The following is a 22,769-nucleotide window of genomic DNA, read 5'->3' on the forward strand; positions in this document are numbered from 1 at the left end:
TATAATTAAATTAAAAATGGATTTTAGGTTCGATCCCCCCTGCCCCCCTTGATAAGGGGGGTGTCTGACAACTTTTAACCCCTACCTACTTAAATAGTGACGAGTACAATTTCCAATCCCCAGTCGGATTAACTTTGTTAGCTATAGCATCCTTAAATAAAATGTGAAAAGGTATCGTATTTTTTAAGGTTAGGAAAATTCAATAATTGAAATTTACAAAAAACTCGAACAGTCGTTTAACCACAAGAAAACTTTTCGCCATCCCCTAAAATCTGCTCAAAAGACTTGTTAACTGTAGCCAAATCATTTCTACTAGATTTTCTTCGGTTTGGTGCGTTCTCAGTTGTCTGCTGACGCTCTTGGCACTATTTCTCCGAATCAACCCTTTTTAAGGCATTAGGGAAGGATAGGCTATGCAGACTTTTATTTTATGAGACTAGGCTATTGTATCAACTTTTAATTAAACAGCTAATCTGCTAAAGTGATAAGTAAATATTATTTTAAGTTTATTTAAGGCTGTCATTACTAATGCTAAGTTAAGCTGGGTAAATTTTCGCGTAGTATCAAAAAGGAAACTCATTCGACCCGTTCAGTCTAAACGGGGAGAGAAGGCATTTTGAGACTGAGGAACAACCTATGGCAAAGAAAATACAGACAACCACTTATAAAGTCACCCTGAAAACACCCAAGGGCGATTATGAAATTGATGTTCCCGATAATGAATATATTCTCGATATAGCGGAAGAAAAAGGATTAGATTTACCTTCTTCTTGCCGTGCTGGTGCTTGTTCTGCTTGCGCTGGTCAAATCATATCTGGTAGCGTTGATCAATCCGAGCAATCCTTCTTAGATGACGATCAAATTGAAGCGCATTATGTCCTCACCTGTGTGGCCTATCCTACTTCTGACTGTGTGATCGTCACCCACAAAGAAGAAGATTTGTACTAATTTAACTCAATATTCGGGGGTTAGATACTCCAACAATACAACAATAATAGAGCGGGAACTGCAAGGGCGACAGTTCTCGCTTTATTTATATTTTTGCCTCTTGACTCGACAGTGAGATAAAGCCCAAAAATTAATCCTGCAGCGGCAGGGTGTGAGGTGTAGGGTTAATGGGCGCTGATCACTAATTAGGGTTTGCTGAAAAAGTTTTTCCTAGGGGCAGGGTGTAGGGTGTAGGGTGTGGGGTGTGGGGTTTTACCGATTTTGAGGGGGTCAATTACCTAATTTTCAGGGAAAAAGTAGCTGAATTTCCCCCTGATCACTAATTATCGGCCCACTTCAGCGAAAATCTCGGCTAAAATCTCCCCAGCACCAGCCTCGCGCACTTTATGGGCTAAATCTCGTCCTAAGACTTCCCCATGGCTAGGATCACCGCTAACCGAGTCCTTAATCAGGCGCTTACCGTCGAGACTAGCCACCATACCCGTTAAAGTTAGGATACCATCCTCGATCGCCGTATTTACTCCGATGGGAACTTGACAACCCCCCTCCAACTCGCGTAAAAAAGCGCGTTCAGCATAGCATCTATCGCGACTAGGGGCGTGTTCCAACACTTTTAGGACTTCCAAAACCTCCGGATCAGCATCGCGGCATTCTATCCCTAAAGCCCCCTGTCCCACCGCATGGAGAGAAATCTCCGCCGGAATAACCTGATGAACTCGATCGCCTAATCCTAACCTTTCCAATCCCGCTACTGCCAGAATAATCGCGTCGTATTCTCCCGCGTCCAGTTTTGCCAGACGGGTGTTAACATTGCCGCGCACATCTTTAAAAGTCAGATGGGGATAATGGTAACGCAACTGGGCCAATCGCCGCAGGGAAGAGGTCCCCACCACCGCACCTTCTGGTAAAGTGTCTAATTGATAGTCTTGGTTTTGGTTATTGACCACCAAAGCATCGGCCGGATTCACTCTTTCCGTGACGCAACCCAAGATTAAGCCTTCGGGCAAATTAGTGGGCAGATCCTTGAGAGAATGGACGGCAAGATCGATCGATCTATCCAACATTCCCACTTCTAATTCTTTGGTAAATAAACCCTTATCACCGATTTTCGCCAGGGCCACATCGAGAATTTTATCGCCTTGGGTACTCATCGTCTCCACCTCAAACTGTCGATGGGGGTGGTGTTTACTCAATTCTGCCTGTACCCAATAGGTTTGTACTAGGGCTAACTGACTTTTACGCGAACCGATACGCAGGGAACGAGGAGGACTAGAAACGGACATATCTGAAGTAGGAATTTAACTAAACATCTATCGGACTGCTCGATCTAGACTATCCTGATCTCACCCCTGTTGAGTAATCACTTTCTAGGTTAGGCATAAATAGTTACATCTCTTAATATTTTTAGGCACATAGGGTGAGCATTATTCCCCACTGACAGCAAAGCTGAAAGCCTAGATTAAAATAGAGGGACAAACGTTGCAACAGGGTCTAACTAATGACAATGTTTGAACGGACAAATTGGCTAAAGTAGCTGGTTATAATTAAATTAAAAATGGATTTTAGGTTCGATCCCCCCTGCCCCCCTTGATAAGGGGGGTGCCGATAGGCGGGGGGATCCCCCTTAATAAGGGGGCATCTGATAATTTTTAACGCCTACCTACTTAATTCAGGAGTTATTATGCTAGACCAAATGATGAAGATGTTGGAAGGGCAACAAATAGGCCCTTATCGTCTTAATAAGTTTCTCGGTGCGGGTAGTTTTGGGGGTGTATTTCATGCTAGTGAAAGGGGGGATCCGCGCCCCCCTTATCAAGGGGGGATCAAGGGGGGATCTGCGCCCCCCTTATCAAGGGGGGATCAAGGGGGGATCAAAGGCACAATCTATCTTCAATTTAATAATTATAACCACTCACTTAATAGGATAGTTACACAACGTAAAAATTGTCTAATTCAGGAGTTATTATGCTAGACCAAATGATGAGGATGTTAGAAGGGCAACAAATAGGCCCCTATCGTCTTAATAAGTTTCTCGGTGCGGGTGGTTTTGGGGGTGTATTTCATGCTAGTGAAATGGCTAGAAATACATCGGTTCAAGAAGTTGCTGTTAAAGTTATCCCCGAAAGTAGCGATGATAAATTAATTGAGTTAAAAAATGCCAGAAAGTTAGAACATTCTAATTTAATTAAGGCTTATTCAGTGGGGGAATTTACTTTTCTTAATACAGAAATGCTTTATTTAGTCATGGAATTGGCACAGGGTAGCCTAGAAAATCACATCGCCAAAGGCGGTTTATCATCAAGTGAAATTAAAAATATTGCTGCTCAAGTCGCCCAGGGCTTAAATTATCTTCATGGACAAAATAAAGTCCATCGAGATTTAAAACCGGGTAATATCCTCAAGGTTAATCAACAATACAAGTTAGCAGATTTTGGCTTAATTAGAACTTTAAATAACAAAAGCCACACTCAAACCGTCCACAATAGCGGTACAATTATTTATATGCCTCCCGAAGCCTTTAGGGGGGATATTTCCTCGGCTTGGGATCTGTGGTCATTAGGTATTATGTTAATCGAAATGACGACTAATCAACTTCCCTATAAGTTTAATAATGATATTCACCAGTTAATGGCGAAGGTGATGAATTGTGAGCTACAAATCCCCAGTTTACCGAAAGAGTTTAAACCGATTATTGAAGGGTGTTTGCAAAAAGATAGAAAACAAAGATGGACAGCACAACAGGTTTTAAATGCCTTACAACCTGTGGGATTGAATTCTCCCCCGTCACCTCCACCAGCACCGGCAGCAGTCAAAAAGCCTGTTTCACCTACTCCATTTACCGAAAAACTACCCAATCGAGTCACACTGGAGATGGTGAGCTTACCAGCAGGTGAATTTATCATGGGATCTCCTGACAGCGATCCCGATGCTGAAAGTTGGGAAAAGCCTCAACACCAAGTTAAATTAAACAGTTTTGCTATTGGGAAATATCCAGTGACTCAGGCACAATATGAAGCGGTAATGGGAATCAATCCCTCTGAGTTTAAAAACAATCCCCAAAATCCGGTAGAACAGGTTAGTTGGAATGATGCTCAAGCTTTTTGTCGGAAATTGAGTCAAATAACAGGGAAAACCTATCGCCTACCGACGGAAGCGGAATGGGAATATGCTTGTCGTGCGGGGACTACTACTCGCTTTTATTTCGGTGATGATGCTAATCAGTTAGGAGATTACGCTTGGTATGACGGAAATTCTCAGGATAAAACTCATCCTGTGGGCCAGAAAAAGCCCAATGCTTGGGGACTCTATGACATGATTGGCAATGTTTGCGAGTGGTGCGAGGACAATTGGCATGATAGCTATGAGAATGCGCCAAGGGATGGCAGTGCTTGGCTGATAAAGGATAAGGGTCTTCAAATAGCGCGGAGCAGTTGTTGGAGCCACAGTCCAGATTACTGCCGTTCCGCTTGCCGCGACCGCACCGGCCCCCATGCCAACTTCGACAACCTCGGTTTTCGGGTGGTGTGCGGTGCTGGGAGGACTCTATAACCCTTTTTCCCTTTTTTTCCCTTTTTACCCTCATTCCCTATTTTTCTCTTTTTCTTTTTCTTTCCCGCCCCTAGGCGGGTCGATTTTTTTTTTGAGAAAATTGAGGTAGCATGAGTAGAAAAGGGGTTTCTCGGAGAAACTGGTTTTCTGTGGGTTACTCAACGGATTTAGGATAATATTGGTGGAAGTCCTCGATTTACCTGATCAAATCATTCAACAGCTCCAAGGAGCTATGGATATTCGTCACCTAGGTTCTTTGGAGTCCTCCCGTCTCCCCTCTCCTATTGTAAAGTTTTGTGAATTTTTCTGGGAATAGGGCGTTTTGTAAAAATAGATACAGAATTGTATGTTATATATATTAGTGGGTGATTAAAAAAGTTCTAAACACTATTTGCAGCTCGGAGGAAATGATTATGTCCACAGAACAACAAGCTCGTGCCTTAATGATGCGTCACCACCACGCCGTCAAAAATCGTCAACAATCGATGTTAGGCAGAAGTGCTTCTGAAATCGGTATTGACAATGACAATGGCCACGGGGAAACCGTTCAACGTCGCTTCTCGGCCGACTTCTCTTCCTAAACTTATGATCGCTCTGGTGCTACTCTGAGTTAGGCTCTGAGATTTCGCCAAAGTGTACGCTTTCAATCTTAGAATTAAGTGAACAATCAGCCCACACAAACCGAGATCGGAAGGTGTGGGCTTTCGGTTTTTAGAGATAGGGGTCAGTCTTGGGCCGATTACGGGATTTCATCGGGATTTATGCCTAATTGCCGTAATTGTGCCGCTAAACGTTCCGCGCGTTGACGTTCGCTTTCGGCCTGTTGAGAGGCATCCCTGGCCCGTTGACGTTCGATTTCGGCCTGTTGAGAGGCAGCCCTGGCCCGTTGACGTTCAATTTCAGCATTCTGACGTTCGATTTCGGCTAATTCCGCAGGTAGGAGGATTAAATTGCCATCTAGGTCATAAAAACGCAGCCAAGGAGCTTCTTCTCGTTGGATGCTGCCCATCCAGACTCCTAACCATAATCCCAAACGTTGACACCATAACCAACCGCGATGGTCGGGAATAATTTCTTGATAGCATTGATTTTGGTCTAAAGCCCAACCTTGCAGGGAAGTGGCATCAAAGGGATTATAAACAAAGTATTGGGAACAGCGAAAAGTCCGCTCATAGAGGTCTTTTTTGATAGTTAAATCGATTTTTGCGGTGCTTTCTGACATTAATTCCACGATCACATCGGGATAACGTCCGTTTTCGTTCCAAACCACCCATCCTTGTCGTTTATAACTACCATCGATATCGAGGACAACGAAAAAATCGGGGCCGCGAAAATCCTTATTAAAAACCCGCTCACGGCTAAAGTAAATAAACATATTACCGCCAACAAAAAAGTCCTCTCGATCCTGATAGGCTTGTTCGATAGAATCGATTAACACATTCATGGCCTTGCGGTGACGGTAGGTTTCCAAAGGTTCTCCATCATCAAAAATCAAGTCTTCCGGGGGAATGGGAGGTTCTTCCCAATCGATAACTGGAGGAGTGAGGGGTTGAGTCATCGGGGTTACGTCCGGGATAGAGATGGTTTTATTTTATTTGTAAGACGAGGCGATATTTAGGTTGTCCAGTTCGCAATTTTTCCATGGCTTCATTCACCCGGGAGATAGGATAGGTTTCTGTGACTGGTTCAATGCCATGGCGAGAGGCAAATTCAATCATTTTACTGACGGTACTGGGACTACCCAAAGGACTGCCAGAAATCGATTTTTGACCCATAATCAAGGGAAAAGCGTAGGTAGCCATGGGTTCAAGAACAGCGCCAACAATATGCAGACGACCTTTGGGACGTAAACAGGCGATATAAAGACCCCAATCGAGATTAACGTTAACGGTGGAGATGATGAAATCAAAGTAATTTTGTACCGATTGCAAAGCCTCTGGGTCTCTGGAATTGATAAAATGAGTCGCTCCTAGTTCTTTTGCTTCCGTTTCTTTGTCGGGACTACTGGAAAAAGCGGTTACTTCGCAGCCCCAAGCTTTGAGGAATTTTAAGGCTATATGGCCCAATCCACCAATACCAATGACACCAACTCGGGCCGTGGGTTTAATATTAAATTGGACAATCGGATTAAAGACGGTAATACCACCACAAAAAAGCGGGCCAGCTTTGGCAGCATCTAACTGCTCTGGTAAGGGAACTAACCAACTATGATGGGCCCGGACTCTTTCGGCAAAACCACCATGGCGACCGACGATAGTTCCTTCGGCAGTGGCACAAAGGTTTTGATCCCCTGACATACAGGTTTCACAGGTGGAACAGGAACGGGAAAACCAACCCAGACCGACTCTTTGCCCTAATTTTAACTCTTTGACTTTAGCACCAAGAGCGGCGATCGTGCCGACCACTTCATGGCCAGGGACAAAGGGATAGGTGGTCAGTCCCCAATCGTTATCGAGCATACTTAGGTCACTGTGGCAGATGCCGCAATATTCCACCGCGATTTCTACATCTTCATCCCCTAATATACCCGGATCGTAGTCAAAAGGCTCTAGTTTTCCGCCTTTTTCTCGGGCAGCATAGGCTCTAATCATGATTAAGTCCTCTAGGATCAGTTTATTGGTTATTTTATCCCAAATTTATCGAAAATTCGGGTTAAGAAGATTGGGCAATAATTCCACTGCTAGGGACATCAACATCAAGGAAGTCCGCTCGTGATCATTAAAAAAATCTTAAAAACGGCAATTTTAAGAATAGCCAGAGGCGATCGCTAACTGGCAGCATCAGCAAAATCACTGGTTTTAGGTTACTCTTGATATATAGTCCACTACACCGATCTGGTCGGGCTTGCGGACTTTACCGACAAGTTTTGTTAGCCTCGCAGGAAAACTACCAGCTTTCAACCGGGGCAAGATTAGACGAGGTAAAAAGCCCGCTTCTAATTTGGGGATAATTTTTGTCAGCGATTGTATCCTATTAACTATCATTATTATTAGAGCGTCATGGGAAAAGTCATCGGCATCGACTTAGGGACAACCAACAGTTGCATTGCCGTACTCGAGGGAGGTCAGCCGATTATAGTTCCCAACTCGGAAGGGGGAAGGACAACTCCTAGTATCGTGGGATTCGGCAAGGGCCAGCGCCTAGTGGGACAACTGGCCAAACGTCAGGCGGTCACTAATGCCGAAAATACCGTCTATAGCATCAAACGCTTTATCGGTAGGCGTTGGCAAGATACCGAGACCGAAAGGGGACGAGTTGCCTATCATTGCCAACGCGGTCGCGATGATACTGTCAATATCAAAATTCGCGATCGGGAATTTACCCCCCAAGAAATTTCGTCCATGATCCTGCAAAAATTAAAGGCCGATGCCGAGGCCTATCTGGGAGAAGCGATTAACGAGGCCGTGATTACAGTTCCCGCCTATTTTACCGATGCCCAACGTCAAGCCACTAAAGACGCGGGGATGATTGCAGGACTAGAAGTATTAAGAATTATTAACGAACCCACCGCCGCTGCCCTAGCTTACGGTTTAGATAAACAAAACGAAGATCAACATATCCTCGTTTTTGACCTAGGGGGAGGAACCTTCGACGTTTCCATCCTGCGACTGGGGAAGGGGGTCTTTGAAGTGAAAGCCACGGCCGGCAATAACCATCTTGGGGGGGACGATTTTGATAATCTCTTAGTGCGGTGGTTGGTGGAGAACTTTCAAAGCCAAGAAAACATCGATCTGTCCAGCGATCGCATGGCGATCCAAAGACTGCGAGAAGCCGCCGAAAAAGCCAAAATCGAGCTTTCTAGCCTGATTACCACCTCGATCAATCTCCCCTTCATCGCCGCCGACGAAACTGGCCCTAAACACCTAGAATTGGAACTAACTCGCGCTAAATTCGAGGAATTAACCAGAGAATTAGTAGAAAAAACCCTCGGACCCGTACAACAGTCCCTCAAAGATAGCGAACTGCAGCCTAGCGATATCGATCGTGTCATCCTCGTTGGTGGTTCCACCAGAATCCCCGCCGTACAGCAATTGATCTCCCGTTTCTTTTCTACCGGCCAGATCGATCGCTCTGTTAACCCCGATGAGGCCGTTGCTTTGGGGGCAGCGATTCAAGCGGGAGTTTTAGGTGGAGAAGTGGAAGATATCCTCCTCCTCGATGTCACCCCCCTTTCCCTCGGCATTGAAACCCTCGGGGAAGTCTTTACCAAAATTATCGATCGCAATACCACTATCCCCACCAGCAAATCTCAGGTTTTTTCCACCGCTGCCGATGGTCAAACTTCCGTGGAAATTCATGTTCTGCAAGGGGAAAGAACCATGGCCCGGGATAATAAAACCCTGGGTAAATTTCTCCTGACAGGAATTCCTCCCGCTCCTAGGGGGGTGCCACAAATCGAGGTGGCCTTTGAGATCGATGTTAACGGCATCTTGAAAGTGTCCGCCAGCGACCAAGGCACTGGCAAAGAACAAAGCATTTTAATTAGCCATACTGGAGGGCTGAAACCGAACGAAATTGAAAAAATGCGCCTAGAAGCCGAAAAATACGCCGAATCCGATCGCCGTCGTCTGCAAATGGTCGATATTCGCCAGCAGTGCGATAGTCTTTTCTATAGCTACGAAGTCACCCTCAGGGAAAACAGTCAGTTAGTCGCCCCCGATATCCGGCAACTGGCCGACCAGAAGCGGCAACAGTTGGAAATCGCTCTGCGCGACCCCTCCCTATCCCCAGAAAAGCTAAAAACCACCTTGGCAGAATTTCGTCAGCTTGTCCTCGAAATCGGTACCCGCATCTACACGGGGAGACAAGAGCAAAACCAACCCCTTAACGGTGCTGGGTTTGAATCGATCGATGTCACCGAAAAACTGACTCGACCTACCCGCACCCGGGCTACTTCCTCGAATACCTTCACCAATGGGCCAACCCTCTCCCGCACTAGAACCAGAACCTATAGTAATCTGGAAACTAAATCCACCGAATTGGACAGTGATGATGATCCCTACGATGGCGAAGAAATCAGCACCAGTGACTATGAGGCCGTAGATTAAAAAGTGATCAGTAATCAGTTATCAGTTATCAGCTTTTTTCTCCCCTTCTCCCCACTTCCCACTTCCCACTTCCCACTTCCCAACCCCTCACCCCCAGCAAAAATAGTAGGGATAACCCAACTAAACTACTATGTATAGTTTGTTAAAGTAACAACTAGACTTAAACTTTATTTATAAATTGCCAGCAGAACCATAGCCCCCTATGCCCACTGATTACTACGAAATTCTAGGTGTCTCGCGAGATGCCGGCAAAGAAGACATCAAACGCGCCTATCGTCGTCTCGCCCGAAAATACCACCCCGATGTTAACAAAGAACCGGGAGCCGAAGAACACTTCAAAGAAATTAACCGCGCCTACGAAATTCTCTCGGAACCAGAAACCCGCAATCGTTATGACCGCTTTGGTGAGGCCGGGGTTTCTGGGGGCGCTGCCGGTTTTGATCCCGACAATATGGGCGGTTTCGCCGATATATTTGAGACAATCTTTAGTGGTTTTGGGGGCATGGGCGGCCAAACAACGGCCCGCCGACGCACAGGCCCTACCCGGGGCGAGGATCTACGTCTCGATTTTAAACTAAAATTCCGCGAGGCGGTCTTTGGCGGCGAAAAGGAAATCCGCATCCGTCATCTGGAAACCTGTCAAACCTGTAAAGGCAGTGGGGCCAGACCGGGGACTGGTTCTCGTACTTGTACTACTTGCAATGGTACTGGTCAGGTGCGTCGTGCCACCCGTACTCCCTTCGGTACTTTTGCTCAGGTTTCGGTCTGTCCCACCTGTGACGGTGCGGGAGAAGTGATCGAGGAAAAATGCGACGTTTGCGGCGGCTCCGGACGTAAACAGGAAACCAAAAAACTGAAAATTACCATCCCCGCAGGGGTTGACAACGGCATGAAGTTGCGCGTTGCCCGGGAAGGTGACGCAGGACTTAAAGGCGGGCCGCCGGGGGATTTATTCGTTTATCTAACCGTGGAAACAGATGCAGAATTTCAACGGGAAGGCAATGATATTAAATCGAATATCTCGATTAGTTATATCCAAGCGATTTTAGGATGTACTATTAAAGTTAATACGGTAGATGGCCAAGAAGACCTGATTATCCCAGCCGGTACTCAACCGAACACCGTACTGATTTTAGAAAGTAAAGGGGTTCCCAAATTAGGTAATCCCGTCAGCCGCGGTGATCATCGTATTACCGTTAAAATCTCGATTCCTACCCGTGTCACTGGAGAAGAACGGGATTTACTGGAAAAATTGGCAAAAGTTCGCGGGGAAACCGTGGGGAAAGGCGGCATTGAGGGATTTTTAGGCAATATCTTCCATAAATAACTATGACTTTAGACCTGCGCGGCACTCCCTGCCCAATTAATTTTGTCCGGACAAAATTACAATTAGAGAAAATGACCGCCGGGGAACGGTTGGAAGTCTGGTTAGATGCCGGGGAACCGATCGAACAGGTTCCCACTAGCCTGACAGTGGAGGGTTATCAGATAGAATCGATCGAGGACCGAGATAGCTTTTTTGTGCTCAAAGTCTATCGCCCCGATTCCTAAATGGTAGATGCACAATTAACCGATTTATACGGCACAGTGGTGGCCGTACAGGCGAATTTCTATCAGGTACGCTTGGATTCTGCCGTTATGGGCGAGAATCTTCTCTGTACCCGTCGCGCTCGCTTGCAAAAAATCGGTCAGTCGGTGATGGTTGGTGATCGGGTGCGCGTGGAGGAGGCCAATTTTGATGATCGGCAGGGTGCGATCGCAGAAGTTCTCCCCCGCAGTACCGAGATCGATCGGCCGGCCGTTGCCAATATCGAGCAGATTTTGCTAGTTTTTGCCCTTGCTGAACCTGTCCTCGATCCTTGGCTGATCAGTCGTTTTTTGGTGAAAGCGGAGTCCACAGGCTTAGAAATTGCGGTCTGTGTCAATAAAATTGATCTGGGGGAACCGGAACAAATAGAGATTTGGAGCGATCGCCTAGCTGGTTGGGGATACCGTCCCTTTTTTGTCAGTGTGGAGAAAAATCGGGGATTTGAGGCTTTATTGGCACAATTAAACCATAAAATCACTCTCTTGGCTGGTCCTTCGGGGGTGGGAAAATCGAGTTTAATTAATTGCCTAATTCCTGAGATTAATCAACGGGTGGGGGATGTGTCGGGAAAACTGCAAAAAGGTCGTCACACTACCCGTCATGTGCAGTTATTTGCTTTACCAAATCGGGGTTTATTGGCCGATAGTCCGGGGTTTAACCAACCGGATATTAACTGTTCACCGGAACAATTAACTTTTTATTTTCCGGAAGTGAGACAGCGTTTAGCTTTGGGAAATTGTCAATTTAATGATTGTACTCACCGTCGGGAACCTAACTGTGTGGTTAGGGGAGATTGGGAACGTTACCAACATTATTTAGAGTTTTTAGAAGAAGCGATTACACGAGAACAGTCATTGCAGAAAACTAGCACAAAAGAGTCAAGTTTAAAGTTAAAAATTAAAGAAGCAGGGCAAGAAACCTACGAACCCAAATTAGCTAATAAAAAATATCGTCGTCCTTCCCGTCGCGGCAAAAATCAAGATCAGGAACGCTACGAAAATAAAACTCTCCAAGATATTTATAATGATGATTCTGAATAGAATCGGTTAGGATACTTTTATCTTCAGGATTGCTAAAGTAAGAATTGGGAAAAGATGTTAGGGGGTGTTATACTTTGAGTGTATTTGCTGCATTTTTTGATAGACTAATTCAGAAATTTTTGGGAAAATTTGCCAATTTTGAGCGTAGGCAGCATCTTGGGTAAACACAGCTAAAATATAAGCAACTTGACCATCATTAATATAAGCTACCTCACTACGACTGTCACTTGTCCAACCAGCTTTAGAAGCAAATTCTTGGATATTTTTAGGGTCACTGTTGGCAAAATATTCACCAAAAAATCCTTTAATTGGATTAAAATGACCTTGACCTTGATTCGGGTCAATACTTTTCCAGCTGCCATCTTGCATCATGTTTATTCTGTTCAAATAGTATCGCATCTCCTGACTAGATTCGGGCGATATAGCTTGTCCTGTAATAATTTCATACATTAATCTAGCAGCTTGTTCAGTTGTAATTTTATTTCTAATCGGACTTTTAGGATCATTGCCTCTCATTTTTAAATCAGCACCCTGGGGTTTAAACATTTTTTTAGAAGGAATAGGATAGGTTTTTTGGTTAATATTGATACCACTATAACCTGCATCGACAAAATATTGATTAAGTACATTTCTTTTTTTTAACCACTCTTGATACTCCGACTGGCTCATATTTTTATGATTTGATTTTGCTCCAGTAATAGCATCAACAATATTACTTGATTCTTCATTGTCTGACTTTCCGATCATTTCTTGAATTTCAATAGTATATTCTCCTATATCTCCTTGATGATAATTAACATAACCGTACAGAGCGACTAGCCAAAAAAGCTTGACAACACTAGCGGGAAATCTTCCTATATTTCCTTGATAATTTTCGCTACTATTGGTTTTAAAATCTATTAAGCTAATTGATAATTTCTCAGTTGGTAAGTTATTCTCTGCAACATAATCAGTGACATTTTTAATAATAGATTGTAGTTGGTCGTTCCGCTTAAAATTTGGCGGTCTATCGGGAGTATAAATAAACGTTTTTTGAAAATTGATACGATTATTATTATCAGGAATAGGCAAAGATGGCAAGGCAATTTGTTGATTATTAAGTTCAGTTTGCGAAGTGATAGGAGTTTTCATTGTGGGTATATCTGGGGTTTTATTAATTATTGACTCAGGAGATTTTCTGTAAGATATAGAGGGCTTATCATCAATTACATTTGTTGTTTTCTGAGATTGATTGAAGATTAAAAAACCGACCACAGCAAAAGTCATCGCTACTAAGCTAGATATAAACAGAAACTTTATATCTGATATACCAGTATGGTATTCATAATTGTAGTTAGATGTCTCTGTTTTTTTGTTATCTGAGTTATTTTTCATTTTTTTGTTTCTACTTTGTGATTAATTCAACTTATCTACGAGCTAAATTTTTAATGGTTCTATATTGAGCTATTTTCCATCGTCCCTGATCATTTTGGAGATTATAGCGAACCAATGAAGTGCTAAAAGCACTATTTTTTCGATCAATTTTACCCTGATTGTTATAGAGGGTTCTTTCTTCAGTAACCACCACATCCACTGTAGCTTGATCCCCAGAGGCTGTAAAATTATTAACTGAATCTATTCTCTGAACTCCATAGATATAATAAGAGCCATTATTAGCTAACCATTCGGAAGAACTTTCTTGACCATCAGAGCGCTTTATGTTGTAATCATAAGCTTTACCTGTAAGTAATTCTTCTCCTAAGTAGGTTTGATGGGATGGACCGAAAATATCTCTTTTTGCCTTTAACCAGCGCTCGATTAAATTCACCGCTTCTGAACGAGAAATAGAGTTAACTGTCCGTTGAGGAACGGGTGAATAGACAGGTTCAGGATCCGGTGAGGTATCGATGACACCTTGGGTGATTTTAACTTGATTAAAGTATTTAATTAGTTGCCTTTGTAGCTCTTGAGCGCGATTTAAGTCACTAAAAGTTGCTACCTGAATATTCCCATCATTAACAACAGCATCGCGACAAAAGTTATTTTTCACTCTCTCTAAACTATCCTCATCAGTTACTACAACTTTATAGTAAGTATCGGTGATATTCTCATCTCCACACACAGGTTTAGGAAACTCATTATTAATGGTAATATCTGAGTCTTGATTCTCTGGGGAAGGTGACGGAGAAATTGATTTATCTCCAGAAGAATTTGAGAGATAATGACTTAAGACAAAACCACCTAAAATGCCAGTACCGATCATACTCCCTATAATTATCGCTTTCACCCATTCAGGTAAAGTGCGGGGATTAGAAACAGGTTTTGAAGTTACAGGAGAAATTACTTGAGTAGGAGCGGGAGTAGGAGCAGGAACAACGATATTTGTTGCTACAATTGATGGGGTATTTTGTAGCGCTTCTAACATCTCTTTTGCGGTTAAATAACGTTCGTTAGAGCGCAGTGAAATAGTTTTATCTAGCACGGCTGCTAAACTGATATTAGTATTTAAAGCGAACTGCCGCCAATAAATTTTTCCTGTCATCGGATCGCTCTCTAACATTTCAGGAGTTTTGCCGGTTAGTAGATAAATAGCCGTCAATCCTAAAGCGTAGAGATCACTACTATAAACCGGACGACCGATCGCCTGTTCTGATGGCATAAAACCCGGAGTACCGATAACAATAGAATTAAGAGAATGGCCCGAATTAGAAACCACCGTTCCCATAGTTTCTTTAACCGCACCAAAATCAATTAGGATCGGTAAATTATCATAAATCCGTAGAATGATATTATCGGGTTTTATATCTCGATGGATAATTTTTTGTCCGTGAACATAAATTAAAACCTGTAGAATACTAACTAAAATCTCTTTGACTTGATCATCGCTAAAAACTCCTTTACTCTGTATTCTTTGGCTGAGAGTTTCCCCCTCGATAAATTCCTCCACCAAATAAAATTGATTATTTTCCTCAAAATAAGCGTACAGTTTGGGAATTTGAGGACTATTTTCGCTCAATTTTTCTAGGATAGCCGCTTCTCGCTCAAATCTTTCTTTGACAAGATTGTGAACCTGGGGATTATCATTAATCGGTTTTAGCTGTTTAATCAGACAGAGACGTTTTGAAGGCATTTGGCTATCTTCTGCCAAAAAAGTCTCTCCGAAACCACCATCGGCAATTAATCGCAGGACTTTGTAACGATTTTGTAGAATTAAATCCGTCATGGGGAAACATTACCGTTTACTTAACAATCTTCACCGATAACTAATAACTGAGGTGATGGTAGGGCAAATCAGATAAAGAGGGTATTTAATTGGCCATTTATTTTGATAATCTAAATCCATCTAGACCACAAATGTTGCATCCTGTAATAAAATTTAACATTTAGCGGTAGAAACATCCCATTTCGACAACATTTGTTAACATTTTATGACTTTATCTATCTAGTGTAAAAAGCTGATTTCTTGACACACATAAGCTAGAAGATAGCGCAGTTTATCAATGAACTTTTTCCCTAATATCATTTTTCAAAAATAATGACAGACTTAGTTGATCATTTCAAAGCGCAATCCCTCTCGGAGAAAGGAATTGCACTTTCAGATGTTAGTCACGACTATTGAAAATTGGTATAATTTTTGGCAACTTTTGCTAATTTAAGACTAGATAAGAACTCTTGTAAAAATCGGGTTAAAAGTTGATCGAAAGCTGTGAGGATATCTTTTGTTAATTCAAAAACACCTGTTTTGATATCAATGGCTACAATAGAATGAATGAATGGTTTAGTTTTTGGAAGTCCTTTATACCTTAATCGAACTAGGTTCATCGACGGCTGCGATAATGCGATGACAACCGGAAAAGGGTTGCGCCCATTGATACTGGTGTTCTAAAGGATTACCCCAACAGAGGCCGAGATATAATTCTGTACGCGCCACATCTAACTCCGCCCATTCGGACTGGGCGACTAATTCAGCTAGAGAATCGGCAGAAATGGGAGGACGGGAGTTAAGCGCCCACCAAAAATTCATATTAGGGGTGATACTGTTCCAAAACTCTAAAACGGAAGCTTTGGCAGCCATGAGAATTTCCTTGTCACCCGCGACGGGAACTAATTGATTATGAATTTCGGGATAACGAAGAGTGCGATCGCCCCATTGACAAACACGCCAGATAATGCCCGAAACCTGATATTTTTGTTGATAATCGTGAACTTGACGGCGAAAATCCTGATAGGCGAAGACTTTGCCCACCTTTTCTAGATTGATCGCCTTGGCAATCACCGGATTATCAATGCGCTCCGCCGGAGAGAGTAACAGACGTTCCCCTTTGCAAGTGGCGTGCATTTCTCGATCGAGGATTTCAATTAACTGCTGTGTCGAGTAAGCCATACTACCGCTCTTACCTGAGAGAGGATTTCTTTTTATCATAAACTCGAATTTCCGTAGTGGAAAGGCTCGATCGCTAGAAAATTGTCATTCATCGGACATATCGGCAGCATACCCCTTAATACTTATGGGCGAAAAAACCCCTCAAAACACCTGTCAGGGAGAGAAGACAGTCTAACTGTCTAGTTTTACATCGGTTACTTTTTTTCTGGTCCAGATGGTGAGAATTGTCAGGAAAAGTCAACTCATCACTCCCCCTTAAGGATTTTTATCGATTCCAGTTAATCGATCGGGAATAGTAAGTAAGACCTATTTAAACCAATTATTCTTAGATTAGCCCAATCTCCGCCAATCCCTTTACTTTTTATCTTTGCATGAATGCCGCTTACCTTGTCTCAAAAAGTAATTTAAATTACAAACAGCGTAACCACGGAACCCTGGAGCGCATTAATTTTTCCATGAGATGCTCGCAGGCAGTTGTTAATGTATTTATAATGATTTAAGAGTCACTGATATATTTAATGAAAAGCTAGGCCAATCCAGGACTAGATAGCATCGTGATAAGGGGGATAGGACTTTGGACTCCGCTAACGATCAGAAAATTCTCGGCTATTTCATCGAAGAAGCGAAAGAACACCTGGAAACTTTAGAACAGGGGATTTTAAACTTAGGCCATCTCGTCAATAACACTGAACAGATTAACGAGGTGTTTCGTGCCGCCCATTCCGTCAAGGCAGGGGCGGCCATGTTAGGCTATAGTAGTATCCAGAAAACTGCTCACCGTCTTGAGGATGCTTTCACAATGTTGAAAGAAAACCCCATAGAAGTGGATCAAAAATTAGAGTCTTTGTTCCTCAAGGGTTATGATCTGCTTCAGGTATTAATCGATAAGCTGCAGGAGCCCTTAGGTTTGCAGGCCGAAGAAGCTAATGCTATCGTCAAAAACGGTGAACCGACTTTTGCTGAATTACAGGCCCATCTTAACTATCTGCTCGGCCAAGTAAAATCCACCCCCGCTATTGCGGCAACATCTTCTATCTCCATCAGCGTCAGAGATAGCCTCAAACAGATGTTAAAACTGTTTAAACAGGAAGAAACCAGCACTTCCCGTGAGCAATTGCAAGAATTAATTTTATCTCTGTCTCAATTGGCTTCAGAACAACAACAATGGCAATATTTAGTTAAAAATGCCCAATCAGCCCTAGCCAACCCCAAACATTCCTACCGCACTCTCGCCCCAGTTATTATTAGGGAATTAAAACAAGCTAGTGATTTATTAGAATGGGGTCGCGGGGAAGCAATCACCGTCAGTCAAGAATTGCAATTATTAGCCGCCGCCAAATTACCACAAATCCTGATTAACCCAGAAGCGGAATTAATAGTTAGTACATACAAACTTTTTTCTGATCAAGATTTAGAAGAAGCTTCAAACTGGAGTGAAAATCAGGATCCTAATGAGTCAGAAAAGCGTTTTGTAGAGTTAAGTCAAATCCCAACGGAGCGAAAAGTACAGATGGCAGGCCAAAGGGAAGCATATCAACTAGCTGAAGAAAAATTAACACCCGAATTTGAGGAGAATCAAAGAGCAGCTTTAATTAGGGAGACTCTAGCTTGGACGGGTGGTAACTTGGAGTTAACGGAAATAGTTATCCGTTTGCTAATCGACAATAAAAATGAGTTGCAGGAAGGACAAGAAAAAGCATTAATTGAACAATTGATTCAGAAGAATATTGTAGAAAATTGGTTACAAAATAAAGCGGCATCCCATCTCCAAAAAATACAAAACAGTCTCTTAACTCCTGATGCAAATGTTAGGTCAAGATTAGAAATCTATCAAGAAATTTTGCAGGGGAGAGTCTTTGCTGATAACAAACCAGAAAAACTGGCACTGCAGCAAGCAGAATTAGTGATTAAAAATGATGATTATCTAGAAGTGAGTAATCAAATTTATCAAGAGGTATTTAATGTTCAATGGGTTAGACAAGAACTAGAAAAATTAGTTAAGGTGGAAAATTCTCCTGCTGATTTAACTAAATTGTTATCTTTCTTGGCAATATTAGGCTTTCTTGGATTTGCTTTCTTGTCATTCAATACTCCTGAAAAGACTCCTAATGTCGTGGTGACAACCTCACCTAGTATTCCAGAAATTTGTGCTAAACGAGATGAGAATATTACCTTAAAAGAAAATATTCAACAACTGCAAGACTTGAAAAGGAAACAAGGTAATCGGCTTTCTGAAAAGTGTGCGACTCAATTAAGTGAATTAATGTTAATTCAGCAAGCAGTAGGACTAGCTGCCAATAATTTTGTGGCTAATGTGCCGGGTAGAGAAGGTGCTTTTGAAATTTTGTGCAAAATCCCCCCAACTTCTGATAACTTTAAAGAAGCTCAATCTTGGGCAAAACGTTGGCACAATGACAAGGCTTGGAAACTGGATATCGAGCGAGCTTTGCCAGATAATCCAGATTGCCAAAAACTTATCGAATAAACATTAACTTTTTAGTCACTAAATACCCCATCACTACCCGTTAATTCATCGGATAATGATACCCGGATTCCTTCCCTTCCCCGTGACCAAAATAGTGAGAATAGGTCGGAAACATTGAAGGATTGACTCCTGACAAAAGGAGAGAAGTCAACTGGTGGGTTCTTTTGACGTAAAACAATTACTTGCATATAGTAGAGGAGATTGCCAATCATGAGCCAGAGAACTAAACTAAAAATAAAGGTAAATGCCATGACTATAACCCATCCAAAAAATTGAAAAGCGACTTGAGATATACGACTATTTTGTGTTAATCCAAGGGCAAATTCTCCCGCATCTTTGGTACTAAAGAAACCCACTGCCATTGTTCCCCAAAAACCACAGAAAAGATGTACTGAAATTGCTCCTACTGGATCATCAACTACTTTAGTTTTAACTAAAAATTCTTCCCCCAATAAGACGATAATGCCACTAATGCCACCGATGATAATAGCTGATTTGATATTAACATAACCTGAGGATGCCGTGATCCCCACTAACCCACCCAAAATGCCATTAATAATTATGGATAAACTGACCTTCCGACCAATTAAAGGATTAAAAATTAACGCCAAAAATCCTCCCGTAGCAGCGGCAATAACCGTAGTAGTAATTGCCATAGGGACATTATCCAAATTTACCGCCGAACCACCATTAAAACCAAACCATCCTAACCAAAGAATTAAGCAACCAAGGGTTGCAAATCCTAACTGATGGGGAGCAAAATTTCCCCTTTCTTTTTCTTCATAACTATCGGTTTTGCAATTATAACCAAAGCGTCCATCTCTCGGTTTTAGTAACCAAGCACCCACTAATCCGGCCATTCCTCCCACCGAATGCACCACAGTTGAACCGGCAAAATCTCGAAACTTAAATAAGTTATATAACCATCCTTCCGATGACCAAATCCAATGTCCTGTCAGAGAATAAGAAAAAGCAACTAAAAAGAAGCTAAATAGCAAAAATGCCCAAAATTTAACCCTTTCTGCCACTGCTCCCGATACAATGGTCGCCGCAGTTCCCGCAAAAGTTAATTGAAAGAAAAATAAAGTGGCAATTGAACGACCTGGCCACAGTTCTTGGAATTGACTGTATTGATTATTAGGGGTTAAAATTTCCAAGAAAAATCCTGTCCCACCAGAGAAACTATTTTGTAGTGCCGATGTATTACCAAACATTAAACCGAAACCAAACATCCAATAAGCCAAGGCAGAAACACAGAAGACAATTAGGTTTTTGGCTAAGACATTAGTGGCGTTATTAGTACGACAAAAACCCGTTTCCAGCAGGGCAAAACCCGCATTCATAAAGAATACTAACGAGCCGGCTATTAACATCCAGAGATTAGCAACTAAATCCAGAGTAGAATTATTTAAATCCTGTGCTGTGACTTTGCCTACACCGATCAACAGCATGACTATAAGAGAGAAACAAAAATATAGGATATTACGCAAACGCGGGCGATATTCTAGAAAAGATAATAATCGATTCATGGGGTATAGCTATGATGGGCAATTTCCCCTTTATGATAATTGATCTAATCCCCTATCGTTCACTCAAAACTGCCTTTTTTCTTGTCCAGATAGCTAGAATTGTCAGGAAAAGTAAACCCATAACTCCCGCTAAAGGATTTTTATCGATTCCAGTTAACCAATCGGGAACAGTACCAGTGTATTTAATTAACTGACCCACGTTTAATATATAGTATGCCCAGATTAAACCCCCGTGCAGACCGATACTTTTACCCAAACTACCACCACAGGTGCGTTTTGCCCAACCGAGAATCAATCCTAGCAAGACTAAGGCAGGAAATTGGGGAAAAGTGCGGATAATTTCGGCTAAAGGTTTAATAAAGTGAGCAAGAGCGAAAATTAAGGCACTAATCACTAGAGCGATAGCGGGACGATAATCCTTTTCTAATTCTCCCAGTAACCAGCCCCGAAATAGCAATTCTTCCGCAAAACCCACCGCTAAAGCGACTAAAAACCCCTCCAGGATGATTTTGCCGATTTGGGGATTTGCGGGTAAGAAATTTAACCAACCTAGGAACCCTTGGGACAGAAAAAGCGAGAAAGTGAAAAATAGACCGATCGCTAACCCGTTAATTAACTCGATCGGCGTTTTTATTCGCCAAATTAACCCATAATCAGCTAATCCCTCATCGCCATAAATTGTCCGTCCCCACCAATGGGATAACCCCAAAAATTCCAGATAGAGAACAGAAAGGGTCAAAATTGAGACAAGATTAGCATTAGTGGCAAAAAAGTGATAGAGGGGAAGTGCGATCGGCAACCAGAGAAAAAGTAGGAGCAAAATAAAAATTCCCAGTCGCAGGGGGACTGGGTAAGTGGCAATTACCCGTAATCTTTTATTCATCGGGTTCGATACTGCTGGTTAAACCTTTATTTTTCAAGGTTTCACAGTAAAATTCCGCGTGTTCTTGGATGCAGGTAATCACCAAGGCCGTACCATTAGTGTGCGCTTCCATCATGATATCAACTGCTTGGGGTTGCGTCATACCGGCGATCGTTTGCATTAAACTCTGAACCACATACTCCATCGAGTTAAAGTCGTCATTGTGGAGTAAAACGCGATAACGCGGTGCTGGTTTACGGATTGTCGCTGTGGAACGCTTTTCGATGACTTCTGTGGACACCGTGTCTCTCCTTTGAATCTATATCACAAATAAAGGTCAATTACTAATGATCATAATCAAAATTTCCAGATTGAGCTAGGCTTTTTCTGTGATCCGTGAGGGGGTTGGGTGTTGGGGAGTGGGGGACAGCCAAAGGAATGACATTTCTAGATGGATAGATCATAATTGAATTAATTGGCTAATTTAAGCTTATTTTCCCATGGCTACTGACGAATTACAAAATCTCGATAAAAATATTCAACGCTTGAAAGAACAATTAGCGGGAAAGCGAGACATTTTAGTTATAATCGGACCGGAAGAACAAGTTAGGATCAAGCAGCAGATCGAAGATTTACGCCGACTAATTCGGGATTTTGAACGAGAAAAATGGGATTTAGTCGCCAGCGAGAGTCAAGAATCGTCTTTTCCTGATGCCGAGGTAATGGTAGCAGAAATTGTCACAGAATTGACGGCAATTACCAAAGAACCACCCCTAGAACTTGCTTCTGCACAAATCTTAGAATTATTAAATCAAATTCTGGCTAAACTCAATCAACCAGAGCGATCGGCAGCAGCCAAATTAAAAGCGGCCATATCTACTATACCCCCTTTTGTTTCCCTTTTGGGGTGATAAGCTGACTAATTTAACAGCAAATGTCAATATTTATCTTTATCTAAGCAGATTTTAGAAAGTTTTTTTGTCGATGTTAATGTTAATTATCAGTAGTCGGAGATAAAATCTTGAGAAATGTCAATTATCACTATTCTTACTGACCCTCAATAAATTAGAATCAGATCATAAATGCGATCGCTTGCTCAATTCTCGATGATTAATCTAGAGGCTAAAATCAGCAACTTAGGCAATTAACCTTTTTCAAGCTACCGAGTTTAGGTGGTAGTCACTGATAACTGATAACTGGTAACTGATAACTGAAATGACTCGCTTTATTTGGGATAAATTTAGCAAAGACTTCCTAGAAACCCTTCTTTCTCCCTACGGTACAGTAGTTGTCAGCAAAGAAGTCACCTCAGAAATTAAAGAAATTGATGTGTATTTTAGTCCTAATATCTCTGAAA

Annotated in this window: 18 protein-coding genes and 2 pseudogenes; 11 read left to right on the forward strand and 9 right to left on the reverse strand. The window is 42.4% G+C overall.

Annotated elements, in window-relative coordinates; translation table 11 throughout:
- Positions 1–636: 636 nt before the first annotated feature.
- On the forward strand, positions 637–948 hold the full coding sequence (locus PN470_RS16310; RefSeq protein ID WP_271937223.1) for a ferredoxin: 312 nt from the start codon (positions 637–639) through the stop codon (positions 946–948).
- Positions 949–1,271: 323 nt separating this feature from the next.
- Here the strand turns inward: PN470_RS16310 and hemC are convergent, their stop codons facing one another.
- Positions 1,272–2,231, reverse strand: coding sequence for a hydroxymethylbilane synthase (hemC, locus tag PN470_RS16315; protein WP_016516933.1), 960 nt, complete (start codon positions 2,229–2,231; stop codon positions 1,272–1,274).
- Positions 2,232–2,629: 398 nt separating this feature from the next.
- On the opposite strand from hemC, the pseudogene PN470_RS22395 reads away from it, so the two are divergent.
- From PN470_RS22395 to PN470_RS16325, 3 genes and pseudogenes are all read left to right on the forward strand, one after another.
- Positions 2,630–2,737: pseudogene (locus PN470_RS22395) on the forward strand (serine/threonine-protein kinase); the annotation flags it as partial.
- A 176-nt stretch (positions 2,738–2,913) separates the two neighbouring features.
- Positions 2,914–4,497 carry an SUMF1/EgtB/PvdO family nonheme iron enzyme gene (locus PN470_RS16320; protein ID WP_271937227.1) on the forward strand — a complete coding sequence of 528 codons (1,584 nt, stop codon included), beginning with the start codon at positions 2,914–2,916 and terminating at the stop codon, positions 4,495–4,497.
- Positions 4,498–4,910: 413 nt separating this feature from the next.
- Positions 4,911–5,078 carry a hypothetical protein gene (locus PN470_RS16325; RefSeq protein ID WP_002739262.1) on the forward strand — a complete coding sequence of 56 codons (168 nt, stop codon included), beginning with the start codon at positions 4,911–4,913 and terminating at the stop codon, positions 5,076–5,078.
- Positions 5,079–5,236: 158 nt separating this feature from the next.
- On the opposite strand, the gene PN470_RS16330 is transcribed toward PN470_RS16325, so the two are convergent.
- On the reverse strand, positions 5,237–6,055 hold the full coding sequence (locus PN470_RS16330; protein WP_272104810.1) for a Uma2 family endonuclease: 819 nt from the start codon (positions 6,053–6,055) through the stop codon (positions 5,237–5,239).
- A gap of 28 nt (positions 6,056–6,083) precedes the next feature.
- Positions 6,084–7,088 (reverse strand): NADPH-dependent aldehyde reductase Ahr, encoded by a 1,005-nt coding sequence (ahr, locus tag PN470_RS16335; RefSeq protein ID WP_271937231.1) that lies wholly within the window; start codon positions 7,086–7,088, stop codon positions 6,084–6,086.
- Between the two features lie 408 nt (positions 7,089–7,496).
- Here ahr and dnaK point away from each other — a divergent pair, with 408 nt between their 5' ends.
- The 4 genes from dnaK (at position 7,497) to rsgA (ending at position 12,173) form a co-directional block, all read left to right on the forward strand.
- Positions 7,497–9,545, forward strand: coding sequence for a molecular chaperone DnaK (dnaK, locus tag PN470_RS16340; protein ID WP_272104811.1), 2,049 nt, complete (start codon positions 7,497–7,499; stop codon positions 9,543–9,545).
- A gap of 202 nt (positions 9,546–9,747) precedes the next feature.
- On the forward strand, positions 9,748–10,872 hold the full coding sequence (dnaJ, locus tag PN470_RS16345; protein ID WP_002792864.1) for a molecular chaperone DnaJ: 1,125 nt from the start codon (positions 9,748–9,750) through the stop codon (positions 10,870–10,872).
- A 2-nt stretch (positions 10,873–10,874) separates the two neighbouring features.
- On the forward strand, positions 10,875–11,096 hold the full coding sequence (locus tag PN470_RS16350; protein WP_002738399.1) for a sulfurtransferase TusA family protein: 222 nt from the start codon (positions 10,875–10,877) through the stop codon (positions 11,094–11,096).
- On the forward strand, positions 11,097–12,173 hold the full coding sequence (rsgA, locus tag PN470_RS16355) for a small ribosomal subunit biogenesis GTPase RsgA (protein WP_272104812.1): 1,077 nt from the start codon (positions 11,097–11,099) through the stop codon (positions 12,171–12,173).
- A gap of 57 nt (positions 12,174–12,230) precedes the next feature.
- Here the strand turns inward: rsgA and PN470_RS16360 are convergent, their stop codons facing one another.
- From PN470_RS16360 to PN470_RS16370, 3 genes are all read right to left on the reverse strand, one after another.
- A complete protein-coding gene (locus PN470_RS16360) occupies positions 12,231–13,547 on the reverse strand; it encodes a serine hydrolase (protein WP_272104813.1) in 1,317 nt (438 codons plus the stop codon).
- Positions 13,548–13,578: 31 nt separating this feature from the next.
- Complete coding sequence (locus PN470_RS16365; protein WP_272104814.1) at positions 13,579–15,375, reverse strand: protein kinase domain-containing protein; 1,797 nt, start codon at positions 15,373–15,375, stop codon at positions 13,579–13,581.
- 573 nt (positions 15,376–15,948) lie between these two features.
- Complete coding sequence (locus PN470_RS16370; RefSeq protein WP_002739207.1) at positions 15,949–16,536, reverse strand: hypothetical protein; 588 nt, start codon at positions 16,534–16,536, stop codon at positions 15,949–15,951.
- Positions 16,537–17,110: 574 nt separating this feature from the next.
- Between PN470_RS16370 and PN470_RS16375 the strand changes: the two genes are divergently transcribed.
- Positions 17,111–19,021, forward strand: a complete 1,911-nt coding sequence (locus tag PN470_RS16375) for an Hpt domain-containing protein (protein WP_272104815.1) — start codon at positions 17,111–17,113, stop codon at positions 19,019–19,021.
- Positions 19,022–19,032: 11 nt separating this feature from the next.
- Here PN470_RS16375 and PN470_RS16380 read toward each other — a convergent pair whose 3' ends face one another.
- Genes PN470_RS16380 through clpS form a run of 3 tightly spaced genes read right to left on the reverse strand, consistent with a single transcriptional unit; the run spans position 19,033 to position 21,713 of the window.
- The gene (locus tag PN470_RS16380; RefSeq protein WP_272104816.1) at positions 19,033–20,550 is read right to left on the reverse strand and encodes an ammonium transporter; all 1,518 of its coding nucleotides are present in this window, start codon (positions 20,548–20,550) and stop codon (positions 19,033–19,035) included.
- Between the two features lie 52 nt (positions 20,551–20,602).
- Positions 20,603–21,433, reverse strand: coding sequence for a CPBP family intramembrane glutamic endopeptidase (locus tag PN470_RS16385; RefSeq protein WP_271937244.1), 831 nt, complete (start codon positions 21,431–21,433; stop codon positions 20,603–20,605).
- Complete coding sequence (clpS, locus tag PN470_RS16390; protein ID WP_002738526.1) at positions 21,426–21,713, reverse strand: ATP-dependent Clp protease adapter ClpS; 288 nt, start codon at positions 21,711–21,713, stop codon at positions 21,426–21,428. The genes PN470_RS16385 and clpS overlap by 8 nt, the downstream gene beginning before the upstream one ends.
- 199 nt (positions 21,714–21,912) lie before the next feature.
- Here clpS and PN470_RS16395 point away from each other — a divergent pair, with 199 nt between their 5' ends.
- Entirely contained in the window at positions 21,913–22,323 is a 411-nt protein-coding gene (locus PN470_RS16395) for a hypothetical protein (protein WP_271937246.1), read from the forward strand.
- A gap of 304 nt (positions 22,324–22,627) precedes the next feature.
- Positions 22,628–22,769, forward strand: a pseudogene (locus PN470_RS22400) (DUF4351 domain-containing protein); the annotation flags it as partial.

Source organism: Microcystis sp. CS-574 (genome assembly GCF_028329095.1).
Lineage (GTDB): Bacteria > Cyanobacteriota > Cyanobacteriia > Cyanobacteriales > Microcystaceae > Microcystis > Microcystis ichthyoblabe_A.